25 protein-coding genes and 1 pseudogene are annotated in these 25,230 nt (G+C 74.9%); 22 read left to right on the top strand and 4 right to left on the bottom strand.

What is annotated here, in order from left to right; all coding sequences use genetic code 11:
• Positions 1 to 97 precede the first annotated feature (97 nt).
• Positions 98 to 1,150 (bottom strand): hypothetical protein, encoded by a 1,053-nt coding sequence (locus OOK41_RS29245; protein WP_266267434.1) that lies wholly within the window; start codon positions 1,148 to 1,150, stop codon positions 98 to 100.
• 95 nt (positions 1,151 to 1,245) lie between these two features.
• Between OOK41_RS29245 and OOK41_RS29240 the strand changes: the two are divergent.
• The 5 genes and pseudogenes from OOK41_RS29240 to OOK41_RS29220 all read left to right on the top strand — a co-directional run.
• A pseudogene (locus tag OOK41_RS29240) lies at positions 1,246 to 1,521 on the top strand (LD-carboxypeptidase); the annotation flags it as partial.
• A 118-nt stretch (positions 1,522 to 1,639) separates the two neighbouring features.
• Positions 1,640 to 5,320 carry a transcription-repair coupling factor gene (mfd, locus tag OOK41_RS29235; RefSeq protein WP_266267432.1) on the top strand — a complete coding sequence of 1,227 codons (3,681 nt, stop codon included), beginning with the start codon at positions 1,640 to 1,642 and terminating at the stop codon, positions 5,318 to 5,320.
• A gap of 98 nt (positions 5,321 to 5,418) precedes the next feature.
• On the top strand, positions 5,419 to 6,222 hold the full coding sequence (locus OOK41_RS29230) for a hypothetical protein (RefSeq protein WP_117671224.1): 804 nt from the start codon (positions 5,419 to 5,421) through the stop codon (positions 6,220 to 6,222).
• Positions 6,219 to 7,205: a nucleoside triphosphate pyrophosphohydrolase gene (locus OOK41_RS29225; RefSeq protein ID WP_266267431.1), complete on the top strand. Its 987-nt coding sequence runs from the start codon at positions 6,219 to 6,221 to the stop codon at positions 7,203 to 7,205. The genes OOK41_RS29230 and OOK41_RS29225 overlap by 4 nt, the downstream gene beginning before the upstream one ends.
• A 108-nt stretch (positions 7,206 to 7,313) precedes the next feature.
• Complete coding sequence (locus OOK41_RS29220) at positions 7,314 to 8,933, top strand: DUF885 domain-containing protein (protein ID WP_266267430.1); 1,620 nt, start codon at positions 7,314 to 7,316, stop codon at positions 8,931 to 8,933.
• A 13-nt stretch (positions 8,934 to 8,946) separates the two neighbouring features.
• On the opposite strand, the gene OOK41_RS29215 is transcribed toward OOK41_RS29220, so the two are convergent.
• Positions 8,947 to 9,795: an NAD(+) diphosphatase gene (locus OOK41_RS29215; RefSeq protein WP_266267429.1), complete on the bottom strand. Its 849-nt coding sequence runs from the start codon at positions 9,793 to 9,795 to the stop codon at positions 8,947 to 8,949.
• The gene (locus tag OOK41_RS29210) at positions 9,792 to 10,484 is read right to left on the bottom strand and encodes a hypothetical protein (protein WP_117671232.1); all 693 of its coding nucleotides are present in this window, start codon (positions 10,482 to 10,484) and stop codon (positions 9,792 to 9,794) included. Before OOK41_RS29210 ends, OOK41_RS29215 begins: the two co-directional genes overlap by 4 nt.
• A gap of 214 nt (positions 10,485 to 10,698) precedes the next feature.
• Between OOK41_RS29210 and eno the strand changes: the two genes are divergently transcribed.
• From eno to OOK41_RS29180, 6 genes are read left to right on the top strand one after another with little or no spacing between them, the layout of a single operon-like run.
• The gene (gene eno / locus OOK41_RS29205) at positions 10,699 to 11,982 is read left to right on the top strand and encodes a phosphopyruvate hydratase (protein ID WP_266267428.1); all 1,284 of its coding nucleotides are present in this window, start codon (positions 10,699 to 10,701) and stop codon (positions 11,980 to 11,982) included.
• A 34-nt stretch (positions 11,983 to 12,016) separates the two neighbouring features.
• On the top strand, positions 12,017 to 12,649 hold the full coding sequence (locus OOK41_RS29200) for a septum formation initiator family protein (protein ID WP_117671310.1): 633 nt from the start codon (positions 12,017 to 12,019) through the stop codon (positions 12,647 to 12,649).
• 38 nt (positions 12,650 to 12,687) lie between these two features.
• Positions 12,688 to 13,245 (top strand): DUF501 domain-containing protein, encoded by a 558-nt coding sequence (locus OOK41_RS29195; protein ID WP_266267427.1) that lies wholly within the window; start codon positions 12,688 to 12,690, stop codon positions 13,243 to 13,245.
• A gap of 2 nt (positions 13,246 to 13,247) precedes the next feature.
• The gene (locus OOK41_RS29190) at positions 13,248 to 13,757 is read left to right on the top strand and encodes an amino-acid N-acetyltransferase (protein WP_266267426.1); all 510 of its coding nucleotides are present in this window, start codon (positions 13,248 to 13,250) and stop codon (positions 13,755 to 13,757) included.
• 30 nt (positions 13,758 to 13,787) lie between these two features.
• Positions 13,788 to 15,065 (top strand): hypothetical protein, encoded by a 1,278-nt coding sequence (locus tag OOK41_RS29185; protein WP_266267425.1) that lies wholly within the window; start codon positions 13,788 to 13,790, stop codon positions 15,063 to 15,065.
• 8 nt (positions 15,066 to 15,073) lie between these two features.
• A complete protein-coding gene (locus tag OOK41_RS29180; protein ID WP_266268034.1) occupies positions 15,074 to 16,015 on the top strand; it encodes a Ppx/GppA phosphatase family protein in 942 nt (313 codons plus the stop codon).
• Positions 16,016 to 16,120: 105 nt separating this feature from the next.
• Here the strand turns inward: OOK41_RS29180 and OOK41_RS29175 are convergent, their stop codons facing one another.
• A complete protein-coding gene (locus OOK41_RS29175; RefSeq protein ID WP_201753284.1) occupies positions 16,121 to 16,312 on the bottom strand; it encodes a hypothetical protein in 192 nt (63 codons plus the stop codon).
• Positions 16,313 to 16,597: 285 nt separating this feature from the next.
• Between OOK41_RS29175 and OOK41_RS29170 the strand changes: the two genes are divergently transcribed.
• From OOK41_RS29170 to OOK41_RS29120, 11 genes are all read left to right on the top strand, one after another.
• The gene (locus OOK41_RS29170; protein ID WP_266267424.1) at positions 16,598 to 16,801 is read left to right on the top strand and encodes a hypothetical protein; all 204 of its coding nucleotides are present in this window, start codon (positions 16,598 to 16,600) and stop codon (positions 16,799 to 16,801) included.
• A 60-nt stretch (positions 16,802 to 16,861) separates the two neighbouring features.
• Positions 16,862 to 17,086 (top strand): hypothetical protein, encoded by a 225-nt coding sequence (locus OOK41_RS29165; protein WP_117671242.1) that lies wholly within the window; start codon positions 16,862 to 16,864, stop codon positions 17,084 to 17,086.
• Positions 17,087 to 17,578: 492 nt separating this feature from the next.
• Positions 17,579 to 17,911, top strand: a complete 333-nt coding sequence (locus OOK41_RS29160) for a PadR family transcriptional regulator (protein WP_117671319.1) — start codon at positions 17,579 to 17,581, stop codon at positions 17,909 to 17,911.
• Positions 17,908 to 18,948 (top strand): hypothetical protein, encoded by a 1,041-nt coding sequence (locus OOK41_RS29155; RefSeq protein ID WP_266267423.1) that lies wholly within the window; start codon positions 17,908 to 17,910, stop codon positions 18,946 to 18,948. The genes OOK41_RS29160 and OOK41_RS29155 overlap by 4 nt, the downstream gene beginning before the upstream one ends.
• 180 nt (positions 18,949 to 19,128) lie before the next feature.
• Complete coding sequence (locus tag OOK41_RS29150; RefSeq protein WP_266267422.1) at positions 19,129 to 19,806, top strand: hypothetical protein; 678 nt, start codon at positions 19,129 to 19,131, stop codon at positions 19,804 to 19,806.
• A gap of 278 nt (positions 19,807 to 20,084) precedes the next feature.
• Entirely contained in the window at positions 20,085 to 20,771 is a 687-nt protein-coding gene (locus OOK41_RS29145) for a dienelactone hydrolase family protein (RefSeq protein ID WP_117671246.1), read from the top strand.
• Positions 20,764 to 21,504, top strand: coding sequence for a uracil-DNA glycosylase (locus tag OOK41_RS29140; RefSeq protein ID WP_323136244.1), 741 nt, complete (start codon positions 20,764 to 20,766; stop codon positions 21,502 to 21,504). Before OOK41_RS29145 ends, OOK41_RS29140 begins: the two co-directional genes overlap by 8 nt.
• 18 nt (positions 21,505 to 21,522) lie before the next feature.
• Complete coding sequence (locus tag OOK41_RS29135) at positions 21,523 to 22,272, top strand: DUF4129 domain-containing protein (RefSeq protein WP_117671249.1); 750 nt, start codon at positions 21,523 to 21,525, stop codon at positions 22,270 to 22,272.
• Positions 22,269 to 22,850 (top strand): hypothetical protein, encoded by a 582-nt coding sequence (locus OOK41_RS29130; protein ID WP_117671251.1) that lies wholly within the window; start codon positions 22,269 to 22,271, stop codon positions 22,848 to 22,850. The genes OOK41_RS29135 and OOK41_RS29130 overlap by 4 nt, the downstream gene beginning before the upstream one ends.
• Positions 22,850 to 23,857, top strand: coding sequence for a MoxR family ATPase (locus tag OOK41_RS29125; RefSeq protein WP_266267421.1), 1,008 nt, complete (start codon positions 22,850 to 22,852; stop codon positions 23,855 to 23,857). Before OOK41_RS29130 ends, OOK41_RS29125 begins: the two co-directional genes overlap by 1 nt.
• Complete coding sequence (locus OOK41_RS29120) at positions 23,854 to 25,230, top strand: DUF58 domain-containing protein (RefSeq protein ID WP_117671322.1); 1,377 nt, start codon at positions 23,854 to 23,856, stop codon at positions 25,228 to 25,230. Before OOK41_RS29125 ends, OOK41_RS29120 begins: the two co-directional genes overlap by 4 nt.

Below are 25,230 nucleotides of genomic sequence, written 5' to 3'. Positions count from 1 at the left end.
CTGTCCGACTTCCTGGATGGTATCCGCGACGACCCGTCGGAAAGGAGGGGGTCCGGCGCGTCCCGTTTCCCGGACCGCCCGGCCGCCGTCGCTGCCCTCACTCGGCGGATCGGGCATCCGTGCTGGTGGGCGCGGTGCTGGCCGGCCGCCGGGCGGCGCTGCGCCGGCCGCGTACCAGCGTGGCCGTGAGCAATCCCACGACGCCGAGCGCCGTCCAGAGCACCAGCCCGCCCACCGGCCACCCCGTCGAGCGACGGTCGAAGTACACCGCCGACTTGATCAGGTCGGTGGTCAGCCCGGGGACGTTCCACCGGTGCATCCCGCGCAGCCAGCCGGGCAGGAACTCCGGGGCGTAGACGCCGCCGGAGCCGGGGTTGCCGAGCACCACCAGCAGCAGGATGACGAGGCCGGTGCCGAGCAGGCCGAGCCAGCCCTGCACGGCGGCGGCGACCATCGCGGCGGCGAACACCGCGAGGGCCCCGGCCGCGGCGAGCGCCGGCACGTCGTGGTCCCACACGTCCAGCACCGGTCCGACGATCGTCGCGCCCACCACGCCGAGCACCACCGCGTACGCGGCGAGGGCGGCGATCCGCAGCCCGGCGCGACGCAGGCTGCGGGGCGTGGTGCCGGTCTTCAGGCCCAGCGCGGTGGAGGCGAGGTAGCCGCCGAGGACGTAGCCGACCGCCAGGTAGAACGGGACGAGGCCGCGCGGGTCGCTCCCCTCGACCGGCACCTCGTCGGTGACCTGGAGCGGCAGGTTCGCCTGCCGGGCGGCCTGGCCGAGCACCTGGTCGACCAGTTCGGTGGCGGCCGGCGCGGAGGCGCTGGCGGTGGTCAGGCGCAACCCGCCCCCAGGGGCGGAGCTGAGCACCGCGTACACCTCGCGGGCGGTCAGCCCGTCGTCGGCGGCCTCGGGGTCGTCGTACTCGACGGGCCTGATCGTGTCGGTCGCGCCGCGCACGGCGGCCAGCACCGCCCGGGCGCGCTGGTCGCCGAGGGCCACCCCGACCGGCACGTCGCGCGGGGTCGGCTGGTGCAGCGCCCCCACGTACGCGGCGATGAACGCGCTGGCCAGCGCCAGGGTGCCGACCAGCAGGGCGGCGGTGCGGGGCAGCCAGTCGCGCACCGGGATGTCCGGCTCCTCGTCCACCAGGTCAGCCTAGGGGTGATCTAGCCGCCTTGCGGCTTTTCGCCCGGTGGTGGACGGCGGCGAAAAGCGGTTGGGGCCGCCGGTAGCGTTCGATCATGGAGTCGCCGCGCTATCAGCCGAAGCCCCGGCCCGGGGACCGGGTCGCGGTCGTGTCACCCTCCGCCGGTCTGCCGGCGATCTTCCCCCACGTGTACGAGCTGGGCCTGCGCCGGCTGCGCGAGGAGTTCGGCCTGGAGCCGGTCGAGTACCCGACCACCCGAGTCATGGGCGCGGACCCGCGCGACCGGGCCCGCGACCTCACCGCCGCCTTCGCCGACCCGTCGGTCACCGCCGTGCTCGCCACGGTCGGCGGGGACGACCTGATCACCGTGTGGGAGCGGGGTGGGTGTCGGCGGGCAGGGATAGGCTGAGGTGCTGTCAACCCCCCGTCCGGGTCGGACGCGGGGGAACTGTCGTGTGCCACGACCGCGTCACTGGGAAGTGATCGAATTGCTCACCGGACTCTTCGCCGCCGCTCTGGCCAACCCCGGGCTGGTCCGGGCGCGTGACCTGGCGCGCTCCGGTGCCGCCCAGGTCGACGGGCTGGACCTGACCGCCCCGGCGGCGCTGCGCCCGTTCGCCGTCGCCGCCGTCGCCGCCGACCCGGTCACCCCCGGGCCCGACGGGAGCGCGGGCTCAGGTGGGGGCGCGGGGCGGCCGGTGCTGGCCGTGACCGCCACCAGCCGGGAGGCCGACGACCTGGCCTCGGCGCTGGGCAGCCTGCTCCCGGCCGAGCAGGTCGCCGTCTTCCCGTCCTGGGAGACCCTGCCGCACGAGCGGCTCTCGCCCCGCTCCGACACCGTCGGCCGGCGGCTGGCGGTGCTGCGCCGGCTCGCCCACCCCGACGCCGTCGACGCGCACGGGCGCAGCGGGCCGCTGCGGGTGGTCGTCGCGCCGGTCCGCTCGCTGCTCCAGCCGCAGCTCAAGGGCCTCGGCGACCTGGAACCGGTGCAGCTCGCCGCCGGCGACGAGGCGGACCTGGAGCAGGTCGCCCGCCGGCTCACCGACATGGCGTACGCCCGGGTCGACCTGGTCACCAAGCGCGGCGAGTTCGCGGTGCGCGGCGGCATCCTCGACGTCTTCCCGCCCACCGACGAGCACCCGTCCCGCGTCGAGTTCTGGGGCGACGAGGTGGAGGAGATCCGCACCTTCGCCGTCGCCGACCAGCGGACCATCGCGGCCGTACCGGCGCTGTGGGCGCCGCCGTGCCGGGAGCTGCTGCTCACCCCGGCCGTCCGGAAGCGGGCCGCCGCCCTGGCGCAGGAGCACCCCGAGCTGGCCGAGATCCTGGACAAGCTGACCGAGGGCATCCCGGTCGAGGGGATGGAGTCCCTGGCCCCGGCGCTGGTCGGCGCGGACTCGCTGGAGCTGCTGCTGGACTGCATGCCGGCCGGCACCCACGTGCTGCTCTGCGACCCCGAGCGGATCCGCACCCGGGCGCACGACCTGGTCCGTACCTCGGAGGAGTTCCTCCAGGCGAGCTGGGCCGCCGCCGCCGTCGGTGGCCAGGCCCCGGTCGACCTCGGCGCCGCCGCCTTCAGGACCCTGGCCGACGTACGCGCGGCAGCCCGCGCCCTGCGCCGCCCCTGGTGGACCCTCGCCCCGTTCGGCCTGGTCGAGGCGGACGCGCCGGCACCGGCCCGGCAGCCCTGGGAGGACGATCCGGTCGAGGTCGACGTCACCGGGGACGACGCGATCGCGGTGACCCTGGCCGCCCAGCCCGCCCCGCTCTACCACGGCGAGACCGCCCGGGTGGTCGAGGACCTCAAGCGCTGGGCCGGCGAGGGCTGGGCGGCGGCGCTGGTCTTCGAGGGCCACGGCCCCGCCCAGCGGGCCGTCGAGGTGATCCGCGACGCCGGCCTCGGCGCCCGGTTCACCGACCAGGTGCCGGCCGCGCCCGCCCCCGGCGAGCTGCTGGTCACCTGCGGCAGCCTGACCAGCGGTTTCGTCGACGAGGCGGCCCGGTTCGTGCTGCTCACCGGCGACGACGTCACCGGCGGCCGGGGCACCTCGACCCGGGACATGCGCAGGATGCCGAGCCGGCGGCGCAACACCATCGACCCGCTGGAGCTGAAGGCCGGCGACCACGTGGTGCACGAGCAGCACGGCATCGGCCGGTACGTCGAGCTGGTGCAGCGCACCGTCAACGGCGCGTCCCGGGAGTACCTGGTCATCGAGTACGCCGCGAGCAAGCGCGGCCAGCCCGGCGACCGGTTGTTCGTCCCCACCGACCAGCTCGACCAGCTCTCCCGGTACGTCGGCGGCGAGCAGCCCACCCTGCACAAGATGGGCGGCGCGGACTGGCAGAAGTCCAAGGCCCGGGCCCGCAAGGCGGTCAGGGAGATCGCCGCCCAGCTCATCCAGCTCTACGCCGCCCGGAAGGCGTCCAAGGGGCACGCGTTCGCCCCGGACACCCCGTGGCAGCGGGAGCTGGAGGACGCCTTTCCCTGGCAGGAGACGCCCGACCAGCTCGCCGCCATCGACGAGGTCAAGCGGGACATGGAGCAGATCGTCCCGATGGACCGGCTGATCTGCGGCGACGTCGGGTACGGCAAGACCGAGATCGCGGTGCGGGCGGCGTTCAAGGCGGTGCAGGACGGCAAGCAGGTGGCCGTGCTGGTGCCCACCACGCTGCTGGTGCAGCAGCACTACAACACGTTCGCCGAGCGGATGAGTCAGTTCCCGATCCAGATCCGGCAACTGTCCCGCTTCCAGACCCCGAAGGAGTCCGAGCGGACCCTGGAGATGGTCGCCGACGGCACCGTCGACATCGTCATCGGCACCCACCGGCTGCTCCAGACCGCCACCCGGTTCAAGTCCCTCGGCCTGGTGGTCGTCGACGAGGAGCAGCGCTTCGGCGTCGAGCACAAGGAGCACCTGAAGACGCTGCGCGCCTCGGTCGACGTGCTGAGCATGTCGGCCACCCCGATCCCGCGGACGCTGGAGATGGCGATCACCGGCATCCGGGAGATGTCGACCATCGCCACCCCGCCGGAGGAGCGGCACCCGGTGCTGACCTTCGTCGGGGCGTACGACGACCGGCAGGTGGCCGCGTCCATCCACCGCGAGCTGCTCCGCGACGGCCAGGTGTTCTACCTGCACAACCGGGTCGAGTCGATCGAGAGGACGGCGCGGAGGCTCCGCGAGCTGGTGCCCGAGGCCCGGGTGGCGGTGGCGCACGGCCAGATGGGCGAGGAGGCGCTGGAGAAGGTCATGGTCGGCTTCTGGGAGAAGGAGTTCGACGTCCTGGTCTGCACCACGATCGTGGAGTCGGGCATCGACATCCCGAACGCCAACACCCTGATCGTGGAGCGCGCCGACCTGCTCGGCCTGGCCCAGCTCCACCAGATCCGCGGCCGGGTCGGCCGGGGCCGGGAGCGGGCGTACGCGTACTTCCTCTACCCGCCGGAGAAGCCGCTCACCGAGCACGCCCACGAGCGGCTGGCCACCATCGCCCAGCACACCGAGCTGGGCGCCGGCATGTACGTGGCGATGAAGGACCTGGAGATCCGGGGCGCGGGCAACCTGCTCGGCGGCGAGCAGTCCGGCCACATCGAGGGCGTCGGCTTCGACCTGTACGTCCGGATGGTCGGCGAGGCGGTGCAGGCGTTCAAGGGCGAGCGCCCCGAGGAGGAGACCGACGTCAAGATCGACCTGCCGGTCGACGCGCACCTGCCGCACGACTACGTCGGGGTGGAGCGGCTGCGCCTGGAGATGTACCGCAAGCTCGCCGAGGCCCGCGACGACGAGCGGCTGCGCGAGGTGGTCGCCGAGATGACCGACCGGTATGGCGAGCCGCCCGCCCCGGTGCAGAACCTGGTCGCGGTGGCCCGGTTCCGGCTGCTGGCCCGCCGGTACGGCCTCACCGACGTCTCGATGCAGGGCAAGCACCTGCGGTTCGGCCCGCTGCCGCTGCCCGACTCCAAGCAGCTCCGGCTCAAGCGGTACCACCCCGACTCGGTCTACAAGACCGCGCTCGACCAGGTCAGCGTGCCCCGGCCGAGCACCCGACGGGTGGGCGGCGAGCCGCTGCGCGACCAGGCGCTGCTGGAGTGGTGCGCGCAACTGCTGAAGGACGTGCTGGGCGATCCGGCCCCCGCGGCCCAGTCGGCCGGGGCGGGCGCCCGGTGAGCCGGCGCGCGGGCGCGGCGGGTCGGCGCGTGCGGTGACCAGCCCCGGGGCGGTGGGCGGCGGCACCGCCGGTGGGCCCGCATGAGAGAGTGACGGTCATGCGTGCTCGCCGTCTCATCGCCGCCGCCAGCGTCGCGGCCCTCGGTGTCCTCTCCCTCGGTGCGTGCGGGAAGTCCGCGCCGGACGTCGCCGCGTACGTCGGCGACACGCGGTACTCCGTCGACCGGGTGGACGAGATCTACGACAACGCCCAGAGCCTGTATGCCGCCGCCGTGAGCGCCGAGGCCGGGCAGACCGGGGCCACCCCGTCGCCGGAGCAGCTACGCTCCTCGGTGACCCGGCAGGACGTGCTGAACCTGCTGGTCAGCATCGAGCTGGGCAAGCGGGTGGTGGCCGCGCAGGGCCTCCAGGTGCCCGACGAGGTCAAGCCGGAGCAGTTGGAGCAGCAGCTCCGGATCCCGGCCGCCGCCGAGTACGCGAAGCTGTGGGGCGAGTGGGTGGACATCTCCGCCGTGCTGGGCGCGAAGCTGCCCCCGGTCGAGGTGAGCGACAAGTCGATCATGGCCGTCTACCACGCCATCGAGCGGACCGGGGCGATCCAGTCCGGGCTGAGCGTCGCCGAGGTCCGGCAGGCGTTCGGCGAGACCGGCGAGGGCGGCGGGGGCAGCTTCGTGCGCGGCGCCACCGCGCTCAGCTCGGCCCTCCAGGAGGAGGCGGCGAAGGCCGGCGCCTCGATCAACCCCCGGTACCGGCCGATCGGCGTGCCGTCGGTGGTCAGCACCGGCCAGTCGCTGGTCTTCTACTCGCTGCCGTACATCGACGAGGACGGCCCGGTCACCGACATCTCCACCCCCGAGGCCCCGGCCGGGGAGTCGGCCGCCCCGGCCACCCCCGGGGTATGACGGCCCGGATCGTCCTGCTGGTCACCTCGCCCCGGCTTCCGGTCGGGCTGCTGACCGCCGCCGCCTGGGACGTCGTCCGCGGCAACCCGGTGCTGGCCGGCGCGGAGAGCGAGCTGACCGCCGCGGTGCGGGCGGCGGGCGGCGAGGTGACCGTGCCGGACGGCCCGGCGACGCCGGCGCTGCTGGCCGCGGCGGCGGCGCACGGCGCGGTGGTCTGGCTGGCCGGCCCGGCCGGCGACGAGGCACTGGCCCGGGAGCTGGGGCTGCGGCTGGCCCGCGAGCCGGGCCTGGCCGAGCTGGAGCTGATGTACGGCTCGTGGGACCCGCCCGGGGCCCGGCTGCTCGACGCGGTCGAGGTGATGGACCGGCTGGCCTCGCCCGGCGGCGACCCGTGGAAGCGGGCGCAGACCCACCGCAGCCTCGCCGGCTTCCTGATCGAGGAGTGCTACGAGGCGTACGACGCCATCGGCGCCGACGACACCGACGCGCTCCGCGAGGAGCTGGGCGACGTGCTGCTCCAGGTGCTGCTGCACGCCCGGCTGGCCGAGGAACTGCCCGAGGGCGAGCGGTGGAACGTCGACGACGTGGCCGGCGGCCTGGTGGACAAGATGGTCCGGCGCAACCCGCACGTCTTCGCCGACGACCGGGCCACCACCCTGGACGAGATCACCGCCAACTGGGAACGGATCAAGCGGGAGGAGAAGGCCCGGGACTCGGTGCTGGACGGCATCGCGCCGAGCCTGCCCGCGCTCGCCCTGGCCGGCAAGATCCTGGAGCGCGCCGCCCGCGCCGGCCTGGCTGTCCCCCCGCCCCTGGCCGACTCCCAGGTCGACCCGGAGGCGCGACTCGGCGCGAGCCTGCTGGCCACGGTCGCGGCGGCCCGCGACGCGGGCCTGGACCCGGAGGCCGCCCTGCGCCGCGCCGCCCTGGCGTACGCGGACGCCGTCCGCAAGTCCGAGTCCCCACCTCCCCCGTCACCGTGAGTTGATCAAGAGGTTCACGTCGCGATCCGGCCCGAACCTCTTGATCATCGAGCCAGGCCGGGGCCGGGCCGGGCCGGTGGGGGAGGGCGCGGTCGGTAGGGTCGGGGGGTGGAAGAGTTCGTGCCGCTCGCGGAGCGGGTTGTCGATGCGGTGCTGGAGTCGCGGCCTGGCCTTGCCGCGTCCGCCGGCGACCATCGGTGCGACGGGCGGCTGCCGGACCTGTCCGCCGACGCCGTCGCCGCCGACCGGGGGATGCTCCGGGACGCGGCCGACGCGCTCGCCGAGCTGGACCCGGACTCCCTCGACGTCGACGAGCGGGTCGACCACGCCCTGCTCACCGCCCTGATCGACCGGGAGCTGTTCGAGGCCGACGAGATCCGGGCGCACGAGTGGGACCCGCTGCGGCACAACCCGGGCCCGCTGCTGCACGCCCTGCTCGCCCGCCCGTACGCCCCGGCCGAGGTGCGGCTGACCAGCCTGGCCGGCCGGCTCGCGGCCGTACCGGACGCCCTGGCGACCGCGCGCGCGACGCTGCGCGACATGCCCCGGGTGCACGCCGAGACGGCGGTCGGGCAGTTCACCGGCACGGCGGCGCTGGTCCGCGACGAGGTGCCCCGGCTGCTGGCAGAGGCGCCCGCGCTGTACGACCGGGTGGAACCGGCGGCGACCGCGGCGATCGCCGCGCTGGAGGAGTTCGTGGCCTGGCTGCGCATCGGCCTGGCGGCCGACGCCGGCCCGGGGCGCGACCCCCGGCTCGGCCGGCGGCGCTGGGAGGCCCGGCTCTGGCACACCCTCGACACCGAGCTGGGCGCCGCCGAGGTGCAGCGCCGCGCCTGGGCCAACCTGGAGCGGGTCACCGCCGAGATCCGCGAGGCGGCCGTCGAGCTGGTCGGCGGCCCGGCCGACGACGAGACGGTACGCCGGGCGCTGGACCTGCTGGCCGCCGAGCACCCCGACGACCACACCATCGTCGACCTGGCCTCGGGAACCCTCGACGAGGCGACCGACTTCGTCCGCGCGCACGACCTGGTCACCCTGGTCGACGACCCGTGCGTGATCCAGGAGATGCCCCAGTTCGCCCGGGGCGTGGCGGTGGCGTACTGCGACTCGCCCGGCCCGCTGGAGACGGCGGCCGTGCCCACGTTCTACTGCATCGCGCCCACCCCGGCGGACTGGCCGGCGGCCCGGGTCGAGTCGTTCTACCGCGAGTACAACGACCACATGATCCGCAATCTGACCGTGCACGAGGCGATGCCGGGGCACTTCCTCCAGCTCGCCCACGCCCGCCGGTACGCCGGTTCCACCCGGGTCCGGGCGCTCGCCGAGTCCGGGCCGTTCATCGAGGGCTGGGCCGTGTACGCCGAGGAGCTGATGGCCGGCCTCGGCTTCGGCGGCCTGCCGGTGCGGTTGCAGCAGCTCAAGATGCAGCTCCGGATGACCATCAACGCGCTGCTCGACCAGCTCGTGCACTGCGACGACCTGCCCGAGTCGGAGGCGATGGCGCTGATGACGGGCCGGGGCTTCCAGGAGGAGGGCGAGGCGGCCGGCAAGTGGCGGCGGGCCCTGCTCACCTCCACCCAGCTCTCCACCTACTTCGTGGGCTACAGCGAGATCGCCGAGATCGCCGCGCTGCGCCCCGCCGGGGTGTCGGTGCGCGAGTGGCACGACGCGATGCTCGCCCACGACTGCCCGCCCCCGCGCCACCTGCGCACCCTGCTCGGCGTGTGAGGCGGGGGGCGGGTCAGCCCGCCGGGCGGGCGGCGACGTGGTCGACCAGCCACCGGGAGATCGAGTACGCCGAGGGCAGCTCCGCCGGCAGCGCGTCGAGCGGGAACCAGCGGGCCTGCACCAGCTCCCTCCCGTCGACGACCGGCTCGGCGGCCGGGTCGGCGGCGGTCGCGGTGAAGCCGGCCAGCAGCACCCCCGGCCCGGACACCGCCCAGGGCTGGCTGCCGAAGTAGGAGACCTGGTCGAGGGTCAGCCCCACCTCCTCGCCGACCTCCCGGCGGGCCGCCGCCTCCAGCGACTCGCCGGCCTCCACGTACCCGGCGACCAGCGCCCACAGCTTCGCCGGCCCGTCCGCGTGCCGCACCAGCAGCAGCTCGTCCGGGCTGCCGGCCGGGCCGGGCCGGGTGATCGCCACCAGCACGGCGGCGGAAAGCTGCATCGGCACGTACAGGCCGCAGTCGGGGCAGCGCCGGGACTGCTCGCCCGGCACGTCGGCCAGCTCGGCCCGGCACGCCCCGCACCACCGGTGGGTACGCCGCCAGGTGAGCACGGCCAGCGCCCGGCCGGCCAGGTCGGCCAGCGGGGCGGGCAGCTCGGCGGCGAGCGCCCGCCAGCTCCGCCAGCGACCCGGGTGGGCCTCCTCGCCGGCCAGCTCGGCACCCCAGGCGGGCACCCCGTCGAGGGTGCCGAGCGGCACCCAGGCGGTGTCGGCGGGCAGTTCGGCCACCCGGGGGAAGCCCTCCGCGCCGGTCAGCAGCTTCCGCCCGGCCACCACCAGGGCGAGGTCCCCGGGCTGCGGCGCCCCGGCCCGGTCGGCCCCCGGCACGAACCCGCCCCGGAGGGGCGTCGGCCCGGCGGTCACGAGCTGACGGAACGACGGTCGACCACGCCGGCGCCGGCCGGCAGCGCGAAGCTCGCCCCGTCGACCGTGTCGCTGTAGCGGGTCAGGGCCAGCTCCACCGGCCGGTCGTCGAGCTTGCCGGTGAAGCTGCCGAGCACGCCCTCGGTGGTCACGCAGGCGGTGAAGTCGCCGGCCGAGCGCTGCACCTCCAGGCAGGTGGCGTGGTGCCCGGCGAGGGTGGTGTCGTTCTGGGCGACGACCGCCTCCGGGTCGAGCGCGGCCTCGGTGAGCAGCCCGAGCACCACCGGCGGGGTGACCAGGCCCCGCTGGTTGGCCTCGGTGAACAGGGCCACCGAGGGCTTCGCCGTGGTCGCGGGCGGGGCGAGCAGGGTGCACACGGTCCGGGCCCCGCCGGTCTCGCACCGGGTGGTGGCCTCGGCGGTGACGGTCAGCCTCCCGCCCGGCCAGGTGTACGCCGAGCGGGCCGGGTCCTGGCCCTGGGCGATGGAGGCGGTCCGGCCGCCGGAGAGCTGGTAGTCGGCCGAGTAGGTCAGCTCCAACGCCCGGTCCAGCCGGGCGGCGAGGTCGTTGACCAGGTCCGCCCGCCCGATCGCCCGTCCGGCGTCGTCGAGGGCCTGGCAGCCGGTGACCGAGAGCGACGCGATGACCGACAGGGCGAGCGCGCGGAGCGTGGTCGAGGCGGCGGGCATGGCGACCAGCCTTGTCGATCGGGTCCGTGTCGCGCAAACCCGTTGCCGGTTGAGGGCCGAGAATCCGGGAATGTCCGACGTCGGCCCTCCGCCCCGGTACGCCGGGCGACGCGGTGCGCCGAGCCGCCGCCCGATACGCTGCGTTCAACACCTGCCTCAGCCGCACCGTCGCGGCCCATACCGGACCGGAACCACACATACGAGGAGCGACTCAGTGGCAACCATCGAGGGAATCGTCGCCCGGGAGATTCTCGACTCGCGGGGCAACCCGACGGTCGAGGTCGAGGTCGGGCTCGACGACGGCACGATCGCCCGCGCCGCGGTGCCGTCCGGCGCCTCCACCGGCGCCTTCGAGGCGATCGAGCTGCGCGACGGTGACGCCGGCCGCTACCAGGGCAAGGGCGTCGAGAAGGCGGTCTCGAACATCGAAGACAGGATCGTCGACCAGCTCATCGGGTACGAGGCCAGCGAGCAGCGGCTGATCGACCAGAGGATGCTGGACATCGACGGCACGGACAACAAGGGCGAGCTGGGCGCGAACGCCATCCTGGGCGTCTCCCTGGCGGTGGCCAAGGCGGCGGCCGGCAGCGCCGAGCTGAGCCTCTTCCGCTACCTGGGCGGCCCGAACGCGCACCTGCTCCCGGTGCCGATGATGAACATCCTCAACGGTGGGGCGCACGCCGACTCCAACGTCGACATCCAGGAGTTCATGATCGCGCCGATCGGCGCGCCCAGCTTCCGCGAGGCGCTGCGCTCCGGCGCGGAGGTCTACCACGCGCTGAAGTCCGTGCTGAAGAAGAAGGACCTCTCCACCGGGCTCGGTGACGAGGGCGGCTTCGCCCCCAACCTGCCCACCAACGCCGCCGCGCTGGACCTGATCGCCGAGGCGGTCGAGAAGGCCGGGTACCGGCTGGGCACCGACATCGTCTTCGCCCTGGACGTGGCCGCCACCGAGTTCTTCGACAACGGCACGTACACGTTCGAGGGCGTGGCCAAGTCCGCCGAGGAGATGAGCAACTACTACACCAAGCTCGTCGGCGACTACCCCATCGTCTCCATCGAGGACCCGCTGTCCGAGGACGACTGGAGCGGCTGGGCCACCCTCACCGCCGCCGTCGGCGACCGGATCCAGATCGTCGGCGACGACCTGTTCGTCACCAACCCGCAGCGCATCGCCCGGGGCATCGCCGAGCGGGCCGCCAACGCGGTGCTGGTGAAGGTCAACCAGATCGGCTCGCTCACCGAGACCCTCGACGCGGTCGAGCTGGCCCACCGGGCCGGCTTCTCCTGCATGATGAGCCACCGGTCCGGCGAGACCGAGGACACCACCATCGCCGACCTGGCGGTGGCCACCGGCTGCGGCCAGATCAAGACCGGCGCGCCGGCCCGCTCCGACCGGGTGGCCAAGTACAACCAGCTCCTGCGGATCGAGGAGGAGTTGGCCGACGCGGCGCGCTACGCCGGGGCGGGCGCCTTCCCGCGTTACCGTTCCGCCTGAGACGCCCACCGAGCCTCGGGGGAGGGGTGTGACGATGCAGCAGCGCCGCACGCCGGGTGGTCAGCGTCCCGCCCGCCGGCCGGGTCACTCCGGCCGGCCGGGCGGGGCCCGTGCCCGGACGTCGACCCGCGACGGCGTCCGCGCGGAGGCGCGCGCCGCCGGCCGGTCGCCCGGCTCGGCCCGCGCCGCCGACCAGGTACGCTCCGCGAACCGCCCCGCCGCGGCCCGTCGCACGGCGGCCGGCGGCAGCGTCAAGCGGCTCTCCGCACCCCACCCCCGGCGCTTCACCGGGCGGGCCACCGTGCTCTTCGCGGTGCTGATCGCCCTCGCCCTCGCCTACACCTACCCCGTCCGGGTCTACCTGGACCAGCAGGCGGACATCGAGCGGATGGAGGCGGCCCAGGCCGCCCAGCGGCAGCTCATCGCCGACCTGTCCGCCGAGGCGGACAAGTGGCAGGACGACGAGTACATCCGCATCCAGGCCCGGGAGCGGTTCTACATGGTCTACCCGGGCGAGGTCCCGGTGATCGTGCTCAACGACCCGGCCGGCGCGGCCCGGGACGCGGGCGGCGGGAAACCCCCCGCCCAGCCGCAGGCCCCCGACCCCTGGTACGACACCCTGTGGTCGAGCGTGCGGGCGGCGAACGCCGACCGCCCCGGCCAGTGAGCACAGCACCGACTGGGCACCGACGAAAGATGGGCACCGTGACTGTCGTACCCCCGCAGCACCCGGCGGCGGACTCCGTACCCCCGCCGGAGCGGAAACCGGCCACCGAGCGCGATCTGGCCGCGGTGGCCGCCCAGCTCGGACGCACCCCGCGCGGCACCCGGGCGGTCGCCCACCGCTGCCCCTGCGGCCTGCCCGACGTGGTGGAGACGACCCCGCGCCTGGCCGACGGGACGCCCTTCCCGACGCTGTTCTACCTGACCTGCCCCCGGGCGACCGCCGCGTGCAGCCGGCTGGAGTCGGCCGGGCTGATGAAGGAGATGGCCGAGCGGCTGGCCGCCGACCCGGAGCTGGCCGCCCGGTATCGGGCGGCGCACGAGGACTACCTGGCCCGCCGGGACGCGATCGGCGAGGTGCCGGAGATCGCCGGCATCTCGGCCGGCGGCATGCCCGGCCGGGTGAAGTGCCTGCACGTGCACCTCGGCCACGCCCTCGGCGCGGGCCCGGGGGTCAACCCGTTCGGCGACGAGACGCTGGCGCTGGTGGAGAAGTGGTGGGCCGCCGGTCCCTGCGTGGACGTGCCGGCGGGCGAGTGAGCATGCCGGCGCCCGACGAACTCGCGGTGCGCCGTGCCCGCACCTCGGACGTGCGCGGCATCCGGCGGCTGGTGGACACCTACACCGACGACCGGCGGCTGCTCAGCAAGGCCACCGTCACCCTGTACGAGGACGTGCAGGAGTTCCGGGTGGTCGACGACGACGGCGCGGTGGTCGGCTGCGGGGCGCTGCACGTGATGTGGGAGGACCTGGCCGAGATCCGCACGGTCGCCGTCGACCCGGCGTACCGGGGCCGGCGGCTCGGGCACCGGATCGTCGGCGAGCTGATCGACGCGGCCCGGGAGATCGGGGTGGCCCGGATCTTCGTGCTCACCTTCGAGACCCGGTTCTTCGGCTCGTTCGGCTTCACCGAGATCGACGGCGCGCCGGTGCCGCAGCCGGTCTACGAGCAGCTCCTACGCTCGTACGACGAGGGTGTCGCGGAGTTCCTGGACCTGGAGCGGGTCAAGCCCAACACCCTCGGCAACACCCGGATGCTGCTGCGCCTGTAGGCCCTTGATCACCCCGGTCATGCTGTCCTGGTGAGCGTCGTTCGTCGGGTCTGCGCGGTGCTGCTGAGCGCCGTCGCCCTGCTCGGGGCGGTGCGCCTCCTGGCGCCGGCCACCGCCGGCCCGGACGGCGAGCCGCCGGGGGTGGCCCGGCAACTCACCTTCCTGCGCGCCGCGCTCGACGACGGCGCGGGCTCCGACGCCCAGGCGCTCTTTCCCGAGGGCTGGTTCTTCGCCCACGCCCTGTACGGGCTGGCCCGGGTCGAGCTGGGCCTGCGCGAGCCCGTCGGGCGGCGGGCCACGGCGCTGCGCGAGGCCCGCTGGGCCCTGGCCCGGCTGGAGTCGCCGGCCGGCACCGCCCCGTTCGACCCCGGCCTGACCCCCGCGTACGGGATCTTCTGGCAGGGCTGGACGAACTGGCTGCGCGGGGGCGTGCTCGCCCTGCAACCGGCGGACCGGCGGGACCCGGCCGAGGCGGCCCGGTTCGCCGAGGCGTCGGCGGCCGTCGGGGCGGCGTTCGACGGGTCCGCCTCGCCGTACCTGGCCGCGTACCCGGGGCAGGCGTGGCCGGTGGACTCCACGGTGGCGGTCGCCTCGCTGCGGCTGCACGACGCGCTGCTGCCGCCCCGCTTCGCCGGCACCGTGACACGCTGGCTGGACGGCGTGCGGCAGCGCCTCGACCCGGGCACCGGGCTGCTGCCGCACCGGGTGGACCTGGCCACCGGTGCCCCGGCCGAGGTGGCCCGGGCGACGTCGCAGAGCGTCATCCAGCGCTTCCTGGTCGACGTCGACCCCGCCTTCGCCCGCGAGCAGTACCTGCGCTTCCGGGACCGGTTCGTGGCCACGCCGCTCGGGCTCGGCCCGGCGGTGCGCGAGTACCCGGACGGGACGGCCGGGCCGGCCGACGTGGACTCCGGGCCGCTGCTGCTCGGGGTGAGCCTGTCGGCCACCGTGGTCGCCCTCGGCGCGGCCCAGTCCCAGGGCGACGCCGCGCTCGCCGGGGCGCTGGCCAACTACGGTGACCTCGTCGGCCTGCCCGTGGACACCCCGTCGACCCGCCGGTACGCCCTCGGCGTCCTCCCGGTCGGCGACGCGTTCCTGGCCTGGGCGAAGACCGCCCGCCCGTGGGTGGCCGACCCGCCGGACCCGCCCCCGGCCAGCGTGCGCTGGTGGTGGCGGCTGCCGCTGCTGTCGGCGCTGCTGCTCGCCGGCACGGCCCTGTGGCTGCCGGACCTGCCGCGCCGCCGTCGGGGGCGCGGCGGAACGCGTGACGTGGCGCGCGGGGCGGCTGTCGTAGGGTTGCTGCCGTGACGACGCGTGTGGCCTCCATCGACTGCGGGACCAACTCGATCCGACTGCTGATCGCCGACCTGCCCGACCCCTGCGCCGGGCCGGAGGCGCCGCTGGTCGAGCTGAGCCGCCGGATGGAGATCGTCCGGCTCGGCCAGGGCGTCGACCGGACCGGCCGGCTCGCGCCCGAGGCGATCGAGCGGACCCGGGTGGCCCTGGCCTCGTACGCTGCCGAGATCGGGAAGCTGGGCGCGGGGCGGGTGCGGATGTGCGCCACCTCGGCGTCCCGGGACGCCTCCAACGCCGGGGACTTCCGGGCCATGGTCGAGCAGACCCTCGGCGTCACCCCGGAGGTGGTCACCGGCGACGAGGAGGCGCGGCTCTCCTTCACCGGCGCGGTGCGCGGTCTGCCCGCCGACGCGAAGGCGCCGTACCTGGTCGTCGACATCGGCGGCGGCTCCACCGAGTTCGTGGTCGGCACCCCCTCCGGCGGCGTCGAGGCGGCGATCTCGGTGGACATCGGCTGCGTCCGGATGACCGAGCGGCACCTGCACGGCGATCCGCCCGGCGCGGCCGAGGTAGCCGCCGCGCAGGCCGACATCACGGCCGCCGTGGATCGCGCGCTGGAGGCGGTGCCGGGGCGGCAGGCCGCCACCCTGGTCGGGCTCGCCGGCTCGGTCACCACCGTCGTGGCCCTCGCCGAGGGCCTGACCGAGTACGACCCGGAGCGCATCCACCACGCCCGGGTGTCGTACGACGAGGTGGCCCGGGTGACCGTCGACCTGCTCGGCAAGACCCGCGAGCAGCGCCTCGCCACCCCGGTCATGCACCCGGGGCGGGCCGACGTGATCGGGGCGGGCGCCCTGGTGCTCCGGGTGATCATGGAGCGGGCGGGGATGTCCTCGGTGGTCGCCTCGGAGCACGACATCCTCGACGGCATCGCCTGGAGCCTGCTGCCCACCGTCGGCTGACCGACCCCCGGCATCGCCGCTTCTCCGGCCCGGCGTCCGGCGGCTGTCGCCGGCGCTCGACGGCTGACGACTTTAGAGCAACAAGGGGCCCCGCCAGGGTCCTTATCAGTCTGTCGCCAGGTCTGGCCGGTGCTCTTTGATCCACTTCTCGACGTCGGTCTTCCGCCAAATCTGCCCCATCACCAGCACCTGGTAGGGGGCGGGGAAGTCGCGCCGGGAGGCAACCACGGACGCACGGGCACGCGACACACCGCCGAGCATGCCTCGTATCTCAGCGATCCCCACGAACTCACCCATGGGTTGACGGTAGGTATCGGCGATTGTCGGACGATCGATAACAGCGATCGGGGTTGACGACCGCCAACATTGGTATCACGATCGGGGGATGACTACGTCGAACGCGTCGAACGCTGCCGTCGGCCATGGCTGCCGGCCTCGGGTCGTCCGCCTGCCCGCCCCCAAGGTCGGCAGCAGGAGCGCCGGTGGGGACCGGTGGTGATGGAGGAGCACCCTCCGGAGTACCCGGGTGGGCCCTGTCTCGGGTGCGGGGAGCCGTGGCCCTGCATTCCGCGGCGAGCGGCCATGCTGAAGGAATTCGCCAAAGCTCCCAATGAGGCCATCACGTACATGGGTGCGTGGGTTCAGGCGGGCGTTCTGGAGCTGAACAGCCGCAACCGCCCTGTCGACCCAGGCATGTCGGAACGGCATCTGGCGTGGGTTGGTCTCCTGCTGGAGGCTCAAGAAATCGTGGCGGACACGCGTGACCCGGACAAGTCCGATGACTGAGCCTCGGGTGCCGAAGTCGGGAGGCTCCTCCACCTCACCCGGGCAGCCAGTGTTCAGTTCGTGAAGCCGATCGTGTTCCGCGTGATTCGGGTTCATGACTGGCCTACGTACGACGGGTGGCTTTGGGCGGACGGCTACCAGCTCGACAGGCGTGGGGACGCGGTTGCCCGGCGGTCCCTGTTCGTCATGGCTGCCGGGTTGCAGTGGCTGAACAATCCGGCCAGTGAGCGGCCGGCCCACCGTCAACCCGTACCCCGGTCTCGTGCACGGGCGCGTGCGGGGTGAAGCCCCAGGATCATTGCGTTGTCGTGGGCGCGGTCCCTGGTTGGCCCGGGGGTCGTGGCCCGGGGTGGAGCTGTGGGTGGGGCGGTCGATGCCGTTGGGGCGGCGCCTATGGAGCTGAGTCGTTTACGTCATCACCGCCGGTCGGGCCACCGCCGTCGCGTTACCCACCGCCCCGTCGGGTCGTCGCTTGCGGTCGCCGATCGCGGCGGGCGTGGGTGATGTCGTATCCGACTCAGCTCCATAGGCACCGGAAGGCATACCAGCCGTTGAGCGGCACCCACGCCAGGGCCCTAGACCTCCTGATCGAAGCGCTCCCGCCCGACTTCGCGATCGCCCTGGGTGAAGCCCGCCGCCCGCTCCACTCGGGCCGCCCCTTGATCGTCTGCTGGTCACCGGCGCGACACGCCGGGCGGGACGCCGGTACGCGACAGGTGCTCTCCGTGGTCGCCGAGATCGTTGCGGTATTTCGCACTGCACAGTAGTGTGCAGTGCGTGGATACCACGCAGCTGTTGAAGGGCGTGCTGGATCTCGCGGTCCTGGCCGTGCTCCGGGAGGAGGACGGTTACGGTTACGACATCCTGCGCCGCCTGCGGGAGGCCGGCCTGGGCGAGGTCGGCGACGCCTCGGTCTACGGCACGCTGCGGCGGCTCTTCGCCGCCGGCCTGCTGACCACCTACGTCGTGCCGAGCGAGTCCGGCCCGCACCGCAAGTACTACTCGCTGAACGCGGCCGGCCGGGACCAGTTGACCCGCTCCGGCAAACTCTGGCGCTCGTTCGCCACCACCATGGACACACTGCTCGACGATCGGGGGGTGACGGCATGACCGTCATGGAGCAGGAGATCGTGGACTACGTGACGCGGGTCCGGGCGGCGCTGGCCGACCTGCCGCCGACGGTCCGGGACGAGCTGACCGAGGACCTGGCCGAGCACCTGGCCGAGGTGGCCGCCGAGGGCGACGGGCCGCTGGCCGACCGGCTGGGCACGCCCGAGGCGTACGCGGCGGAGCTGCGGGCGGCGGCCGGCGCGGGGGGCCCGGCCGCCGCCCGCAACCTGGACCAGCGGGCCGCCGCCGTCGCTTCCTGGCTCCGCGCCCGGCTGCGCGCGACCGACCTGCGGATCGGCCCGATCCTCGGGTACGCCGCGGCGAGCGAGTACCTGCGGCTGCTCCGCCCCGCCTGGTGGATCCTGCGCGGGTACCTGGCCGCCATGCTGATCACGGTGATCACCACGGGCGCGCCGTTCGGGCTGCTGCCCCGGCTGGGCGGCAGCTCGCTCGCCGCGCTGCTGCTGCTCGCCGTCTGCGTGGTGGCCTCGGTGTGGCTGGGCAGGCGCACCCCCACGCTGGGGCGCTGGCCCCGGATCGCGGTGGGCGCCGGCACCGCGGTCCTCGCCGTCTTCGCGTTCGCCGGCTTCGTCGACGCGGACGACCGGCTCGGCTGGAACGAGTCCGGCTACGAGCCCACCTCGGTGCAGGTGCCGTACGTCCGCGACGTCTTCGTCTACGACAGCGAGGGACGGCTGGTGGAGAACGCCCGCCTGTTCGACCAGGACGGCAACCCGATCCGGCTCGGGTACCGGGAGTGCGTGCGCGAGAGGCTGCCCGAGGAGACGAAGACGCTGGTGCCCGCGTACCCGTACTGCCCGGAGCACGCGCCGTTCCGGACCGGGCCGGTCGGGCCGGTCCCGTCGTCCGGCCCGCCGACCGTGGGGCCGGTCCCGTCGTCCGCCGTGCCGACCGAGGGCCCGACCCCGCCCGGTACGCCGACGGTCGGGCCGACTCCATCGCCGGCGGCGACCATCGACCCGCTGCCCGCCCCCGGCGGGCCGGTTCCGACCGCGTCGCCCACGACCACCTCCTGATCCGCCTTTACCCGCCACGCGTCGGGGTGTCCGGGCCGCCGGACGCCCCGACGCGTTCGTCCGTGACCGAGGTGAACCGGGGGTGGAAATTGACTGAACGGACGAGCCGAACGGGACAGCGTCTCTCGATGTTGATCGCTACGGTGTCGTCTGCTCATCCACCCCTCGGAAGGAACCTCAGTGCCAGAGCAGGTCGCACCGCCCGCCAACCCGCCGTCCGAGGACGCGCCGCGACCCGCCGACCCGCCGGCCGACCGCACGGCGGAGCCGCCGGCCGTCGCCGGTGAGCCGTCCGCGGGGGAACCGGCCGGGAAGCCTGCCGCGCCGCCGGCCGCCGCCGCCGCCGAGCCCGCTGCCGCCGCGCAGCCGGAAGCCGCCGCGTCGGCCCCGGCCGGGCTGCCGGGCGACGCCGCACCGGCCGCCGCCGGGCTGCCGGAACAGCGGGCGGAGGAGCCGGAGGCGAAGCGGTCCGCCGGCCGCAAGGTGCTCGGTGTGGTCGGCGCGCTGCTCGCCATCGGGGTGGTCGCGGCGCTCAAGTTCGGCCTCGGCACCGCCGTGGCCGCCGCGTTCGACAAGGACGGCACCGCCGACGCGAAGGCGGGCGACTGCCTCGCCGAGCTGCCCGACGTGGCCGAGGGCGAGCGCAAGGACGCCAGCGGCGCCGAGGTGGTCGCGTGCACGTCGACCGAGGCCGTGTACACCGTGGTGGGTCGGGTGGACGGCCAGACCGAGGCCCAGGCGCGGACGGGGAAGGCCTGTGAGCCGTTCCTCCAGCCGGGCCAGGAGGGCTACTTCTTCTACAACATCAAGCCGGGCAGCACCGGCTACCTGCTCTGCCTGACCAGGAAGGCGGCCTGACCGGGCCGGTACGACGTGCCGGGCCCGGACCCGAAACGGGCCCGGTGCCGGCGGCGACGGCGGCGCGCGGAACCGCGCCGCCGTCGGCGTACCGGAGACAGCGGGCGGGGCTGCCGGGGAGACAGCCTTCGGCATACCAGCTGTCACCGGTGGGGGAACAGGAGGTGAATGCCACTGTTCCGGCGTCTTCCCGGCGGCGGCCGCGGCGTGGCAGGCTACCGGCACGTAGGAACACCCTGCGACCAGCCAACGTTGACTGACCGCTAGGAGGACGGCCGATGGGCGAGATGGTGAGCTTCGCCAGCGACGGGGGGACGAGCGAGGGGTATCTCGCGATACCCTCCACCGGTGCGGCCAGCCCGTCGGTCATCGTCATCCAGGACTGGTGGGGCCTCGTGCCCCACATCCGGTCGGTCGTGGACCGGTTCGCCGAGGCGGGCTTCGTCGCCCTCGCCCCGGACTTCCGGCACGGCCTGCCGGCCAGCCGGCCCAGTGAGCCTCGGCACATGTTGAACAGCGCGCAGCTGGACGAGGCGTCGGCGGAGATCGCCGTGGCGGCGGAGTACCTGGCCGGGCGGCCCGAGGTCGCCGGCAAGTCCGGCTGCGCCGGGTTCTGCGCCGGTGCCAGCCTGGCCCTCTGGGCGGCCACCCGGTCCGAGCGGATCGTGGCCACCGCCGCCTTCTACCCCCGGCTGCCCTGGGACGGGATGAGCCCGCAGTGGAACGGGTACGCGGGCAAGGCCGCCGTCATCCACTGCTCGGAGGCCGACGGCACCTCCACCGCGGACGGTGTGCAGACCGTCCGTCGGGCCGTCGAGACGGCCGGCGGTAGCTGCCAGACGTACGACTACCCGGGCACCGCGCACGCGTTCTTCAACGAGGACCGGCCGGAGAACTTCGACCAGCGGGCCGCCGCCACCGCCTGGGCCCGCACCCTCGAACTGTTCCGGGCGAAGCTTGGCTGAGACCCGTACCCCGGACGAGGTGGTCGCGCGCGCCGCGCGGGCGACCGACCTCGCCGACCTCGACGGCGCGGTCAGCGACTGCTTCGCCTGCCCGCGCCTGGTCGACTGGCGGGAGGAGGTCGCCCGGACGAGACGGGCGGCCTTCCGCGACCAGCGGTACTGGGGGCGGCCCGTGCCCGGCTTCGGCGCGGCCGACGCCCGGCTCGCGATCCTCGGCCTGGCCCCCGCCGCGCACGGCGGGAACCGCACCGGGCGGATCTTCACCGGGGACCGTTCCGGCGACGTGCTCTTCGCCGCGCTGCACCGGGCGGGCCTGGCCAACCAGCCGACCAGCGTCGCCGCCGCCGACGGGCTCGCCCTGCGCGACACCCGGATCTTCGCCGCCGTGCGCTGCGCGCCACCGGACAACAAGCCCACCCCGGCCGAGCGGGACACCTGCGCGCCGTGGCTGCACCGCGAGGTCGCGCTGATCAGACCCACCCTGCGCGTCGTGGTCGCGCTGGGCGCGTTCGCCTGGGCCGCGTGGTGGCCGGCGTTGCGCGAGGTGTACGGGGTCCGCCCGCCCAGCCCGCGACCGGCGTTCGGCCATGGGGCACACTGGTCCGGCACGACCGCACCGGCGCTGCTCGGTTGTTACCACGTCAGCCAGCAGAACACCTTCACCGGGCGGTTGACGCCGGGGATGCTGGACGACGTGTTCGCCCGGGCGAAGCAGTTGGCCGGAGTGGACTGACGGCGTGGGGCGGTGGCGATGGACCTCAGCGTGCTGCGCAGGTGGTGGCCGGTCGGCGCGGTGACCGTCCTGCTCGCCGTCGCCGCGCTGGCCGCCGGCCACTCGTCGCTCGGCGCCAGCCGCATCCCGCCCGCCGCCGACAACATCCCGTACGTGCCGGAGTACCCGTCGGTGGCCCCGCCGCCCTCGATCCCGGCCGAGCCGCGCGACGCCGGGGAGGCCACCCGCGCGCACCTCCCCGAGTGGCTCGGCACCGTCGCCGTCGCGCTGCTCGGGCTGGCGATCGCCGTCGCCCTCGGCTACCTGGCCTGGACGCTGGCGCGCGGGGTGGCCCGGCGCACCACCCGGGCGCTGCCGTCCAGCCGGGCCCGGCGCACCGCCGAGGGCACCGCCCGCGAGGTGGTCGCCGCCCTCGACGCCGGCCTCGTCGAGCTGGACGACGCCGACGTCGATCCGCGTACCGCCGTGATCGCCTGCTGGGTCCGCCTGGAGGAGGCCGCCGCTGCGGCCGGGGTGGACCGGCGGACCGGCGACACCCCCACCGACCTGGTGACCCGGCTGCTGCGCGGCGACCCCGACGCCGGGGTGCCGGCGATCGTCAGCGCCGACGTGCTGGCCGAGTTCGCCCACGTCTACCGCGAGGCCCGGTACGCCACCCGCCCGGTCGACGAACGCACCCGCGACCAGGCCCGGGCGGCGCTGCGCCGGCTGCGCGGCGAGCTGACGGCGGTGGCCGCCGGGGCGCCGGTCGAGGGGGCCCCGGCGTGAGCACCAGCATCGACGACCTGCTCGCCTTCGAGGAGGAGCCGGCGCCGCAGGCCCAGGCCACCCGGGGTGGCCGGGTCAGGGGCGGGTTGAAGGCCGTCGCGGTGACCGGGGCGCTCACCGCGGTCGTGGTCGCCGGGCTGCGCACGGTCGGCCTCCAGGTCTCGCTGGCGGTCGTCGTCGCCGGGGTGGTCGCGCTGCTCGCCGTCCGCCGGGTCACCGCCGCGCTCGCCCCGCCGCCCCCGCCCCGGGGCGGGGCCCGCGCGCCCGCCGGCGAGGAGGACGGCCACTACCACTGGGCGGCCCGGGACGCGCTGCGCGCCGCGATCAACGGCTGGGAACGGCCGCTGGACTGGTCGTCGGGCCGGCCGGAGCGGTTCGCCGAACGGATCCTGCCCCGACTCGGCGAGCTGGCCGACGAGCGGCTGCGCCAGCGGCACGGCGTGACCCGCGAGTCCGACCCGGCCCGTGCCCGCGCCCTGCTCGGGGAGCGGCTCTCGACGTTCCTGGACACCCCACCCCGCCGCACCCCGTCGTCGCGCGACCTCGCGGCGATCGTCGCCGAACTGGAGAAGATCTGATGAACGACGTGGACCGCACCGTGCCCACCGCCGAGGTCGGCCGCCTGGCCCGGGCGGTGCTGGACGCGGTCGGCTCGGTCGTGGTCGGCAAGCGGGACGCCCTGGAGCTGGTCCTCGCCGGCATCCTGGCCGGCGGCCACGTGCTGCTGGAGGACCTGCCCGGGCTGGGCAAGACGCTGACCGCCCGCTCCTTCGCCCAGGCCCTCGGGCTGGACTTCCGCCGCCTCCAGTTCACCCCCGACCTGCTGCCCGCCGACGTCACCGGCTCGTTCCTGTACGACCAGCGCAGCGGCGACTTCTCCTTCCGCGCCGGCCCGGTGTTCACCAACCTGCTGCTCGCCGACGAGATCAACCGCACCCCGCCCAAGACCCAGTCGGCGCTGCTGGAGGCGATGCAGGAGAAACAGGTCTCGGTGGAGGGCGTCACCTACCGGCTGGACGAGCCGTTCCATGTCCTGGCCACCGCCAACCCGATCGAGTACGAGGGGACGTACCCGCTGCCGGAGGCGCAGCTCGACCGGTTCCTGCTGCGGGTGTCGTTCGGCTATCCCGACCACGAGGAGGAGTGGGAGGTGCTGCGCCGGCGGATCGGCCGCCGCCGCGAGGAGGCCGACATCAAGCCGGTGGTCGACGCCGCCACCCTGCGGGCCATGCAGGCCGCGCTGGAGGACGTGGTGGTGGAGGACTCCATCGGCCGGTACATCGTGCAGTTGACCTCGGCCACCCGGGAGCACCCGTCGGTGCTGGTCGGGGCCTCCCCGCGCGGCTCGCTGGCGCTGCTGCTGCTGGCCCGCGCCCGGGCGGTCTTCGCCGGCCGGGACTACGTGGTGCCGGAGGACGTCAAGGAGGTGGCCGCGCCCGCCCTGGCGCACCGGATCACGCTGCGCCCGGAGATGTGGCTGCGTCGGGTCGACCCGTCCTTCGTGGTCGGCGAGGTGCTCGACCAGACCCCGGCCCCGGCCAGCGGCGCGCTCCCGAGCTACGCAGCCGGCCGGCCGGGACGCTGACGGCCGTGCCCACCGACGAGGGCCAGCAACCGGCGGCGGGCTGGGCGCCCACCCGGGCGCTCGGCCGGGCGGTGCTGCTCACCGGCCTGCTGCTGATCGCCGGGGTGCTGCTGGGCCGGGTCGACCTGGTGGTGCTGGCCGCGCCGTTCGCGCTCGGCACCGCGTACGCGCTGCGCCGCCGGCCGACCGCCGGGCCGCAGGTGTGGGTCGCCGCCGACGAGGGTCACCTGGTCGAGGGCGGCGAGTTCACCGGCACGGTCACCGTCGGCAACCCGGACACCGTCGGGTACGACGTGGCCGTGGTCCGTACCCGCGTCTCGCCCTGGCTGCCGGTGGATCGGGCCCGGGTCGGCGGGGCCCGGGTCGACCTGTCCCGCAGCGGCGTGGACCGGCCCTTCGTCACCGTTGTGGACACCGGCACGGCCGTCGACCTGGAGCTGACCGGGAAGGCGCGGCGCTGGGGCCGGCACCCGGTCGGCCCGGCCGGGGCCCGGGTCGCCGCCGCCGGCGGGCTGCTGGTCTCCCGGGCGGCGGTCACCGAGCCGGCCCGGGTGCGGGTGTACCCGAGGACGGAACCGTTCGAGGCGGTGGAGGCGATGCCCCGGGCCGCCGGACTGGTCGGCGCGCACCACTCCCGCCGCCCCGGCGAGGGCGGCGAGCTGGCCGGCGTGCGGGTCTTCGGCCCCGGCGACCGGCTGCGCCGCATCGACTGGCGGGTCTCGCTGCGGGCCCGGCAGCTGCACGTGGCGGCCACCCTGTCGGACCGGGACGCCGAGGTGGTGGTCCTGCTCGACGTGCTCGCCGAGGCGGGCCGCTCCGGTGGCGTCGGCGGGACCGCCTCGGTACTCGACACCACGGTCCGGGCCGCCGCCGCGATCGGCGAGCACTACCTGCACCGCGGCGACCGGGTGGCGATGCTGGAGTACGGGCCGGCGGCCCGCCGGCTGCGCCCCGCCACCGGCCGCCGGCAGTACCTGACGGTGCTGGAGTGGCTGCTCGACGTGCGGGCCGAGTCGTCCCCGCACGAGCCGTACGACCAGGTCTTCGGCCCGCAACTGCTCTCCTCGGACGCGCTGGTGGTGGTGCTCACCCCGCTGCTGGACGAGCGGTCCGCCCAGATGTTGGCCCGGCTGGCCCGGTCCGGGCGGTTCGTGGTGGCCGTGGACACGCTGCCGGCCGACCTCGCGCCGCCGGGCCGGCAGGGCTGGGCCGAGGTGGCCTTCCGGCTGTGGCGGCTGGACCGGGACACCATGATCGGCCAGCTTCGCGAGCACGGCGTGCCGGTGGTCCGCTGGGCCGGCGCGGGCAGCCTGGACCAGGTGCTGCGGGACGTGGCCCGGCTGGCCACCGCCCCCCGGGTGGGTGCCCGGTGA

It is taken from the genome of Micromonospora sp. NBC_01655 (genome assembly GCF_026339755.1).
In the GTDB taxonomy this organism is placed as follows: Bacteria; Actinomycetota; Actinomycetes; order Mycobacteriales; family Micromonosporaceae; genus Micromonospora.
Note: the sequence above shows the minus strand (reverse complement) of the source record. Positions and strands in the feature narration are given on the sequence as shown.

Excerpts from the sequence above, each read along its gene's own strand:
- OOK41_RS29225 (WP_266267431.1), top strand. The coding sequence starts at position 6,219 with ATGACGGCCCGGATCGTCCTGCTGGTCACCTCGCCCCGGCTTCCGGTC.
- OOK41_RS29135 (WP_117671249.1), top strand. The coding sequence starts at position 21,523 with ATGGACCTCAGCGTGCTGCGCAGGTGGTGGCCGGTCGGCGCGGTGACC.
- OOK41_RS29175 (WP_201753284.1), bottom strand. The coding sequence starts at position 16,312 with ATGGGTGAGTTCGTGGGGATCGCTGAGATACGAGGCATGCTCGGCGGT.
- OOK41_RS29155 (WP_266267423.1), top strand. The coding sequence starts at position 17,908 with ATGACCGTCATGGAGCAGGAGATCGTGGACTACGTGACGCGGGTCCGG.
- OOK41_RS29200 (WP_117671310.1), top strand. The coding sequence starts at position 12,017 with ATGCAGCAGCGCCGCACGCCGGGTGGTCAGCGTCCCGCCCGCCGGCCG.
- OOK41_RS29190 (WP_266267426.1), top strand. The coding sequence starts at position 13,248 with ATGCCGGCGCCCGACGAACTCGCGGTGCGCCGTGCCCGCACCTCGGAC.
- OOK41_RS29170 (WP_266267424.1), top strand. The coding sequence starts at position 16,598 with ATGCTGAAGGAATTCGCCAAAGCTCCCAATGAGGCCATCACGTACATG.
- OOK41_RS29125 (WP_266267421.1), top strand. The coding sequence starts at position 22,850 with ATGAACGACGTGGACCGCACCGTGCCCACCGCCGAGGTCGGCCGCCTG.
- OOK41_RS29145 (WP_117671246.1), top strand. The coding sequence starts at position 20,085 with ATGGGCGAGATGGTGAGCTTCGCCAGCGACGGGGGGACGAGCGAGGGG.
- OOK41_RS29230 (WP_117671224.1), top strand. The coding sequence starts at position 5,419 with ATGCGTGCTCGCCGTCTCATCGCCGCCGCCAGCGTCGCGGCCCTCGGT.
- OOK41_RS29210 (WP_117671232.1), bottom strand. The coding sequence starts at position 10,484 with ATGCCCGCCGCCTCGACCACGCTCCGCGCGCTCGCCCTGTCGGTCATC.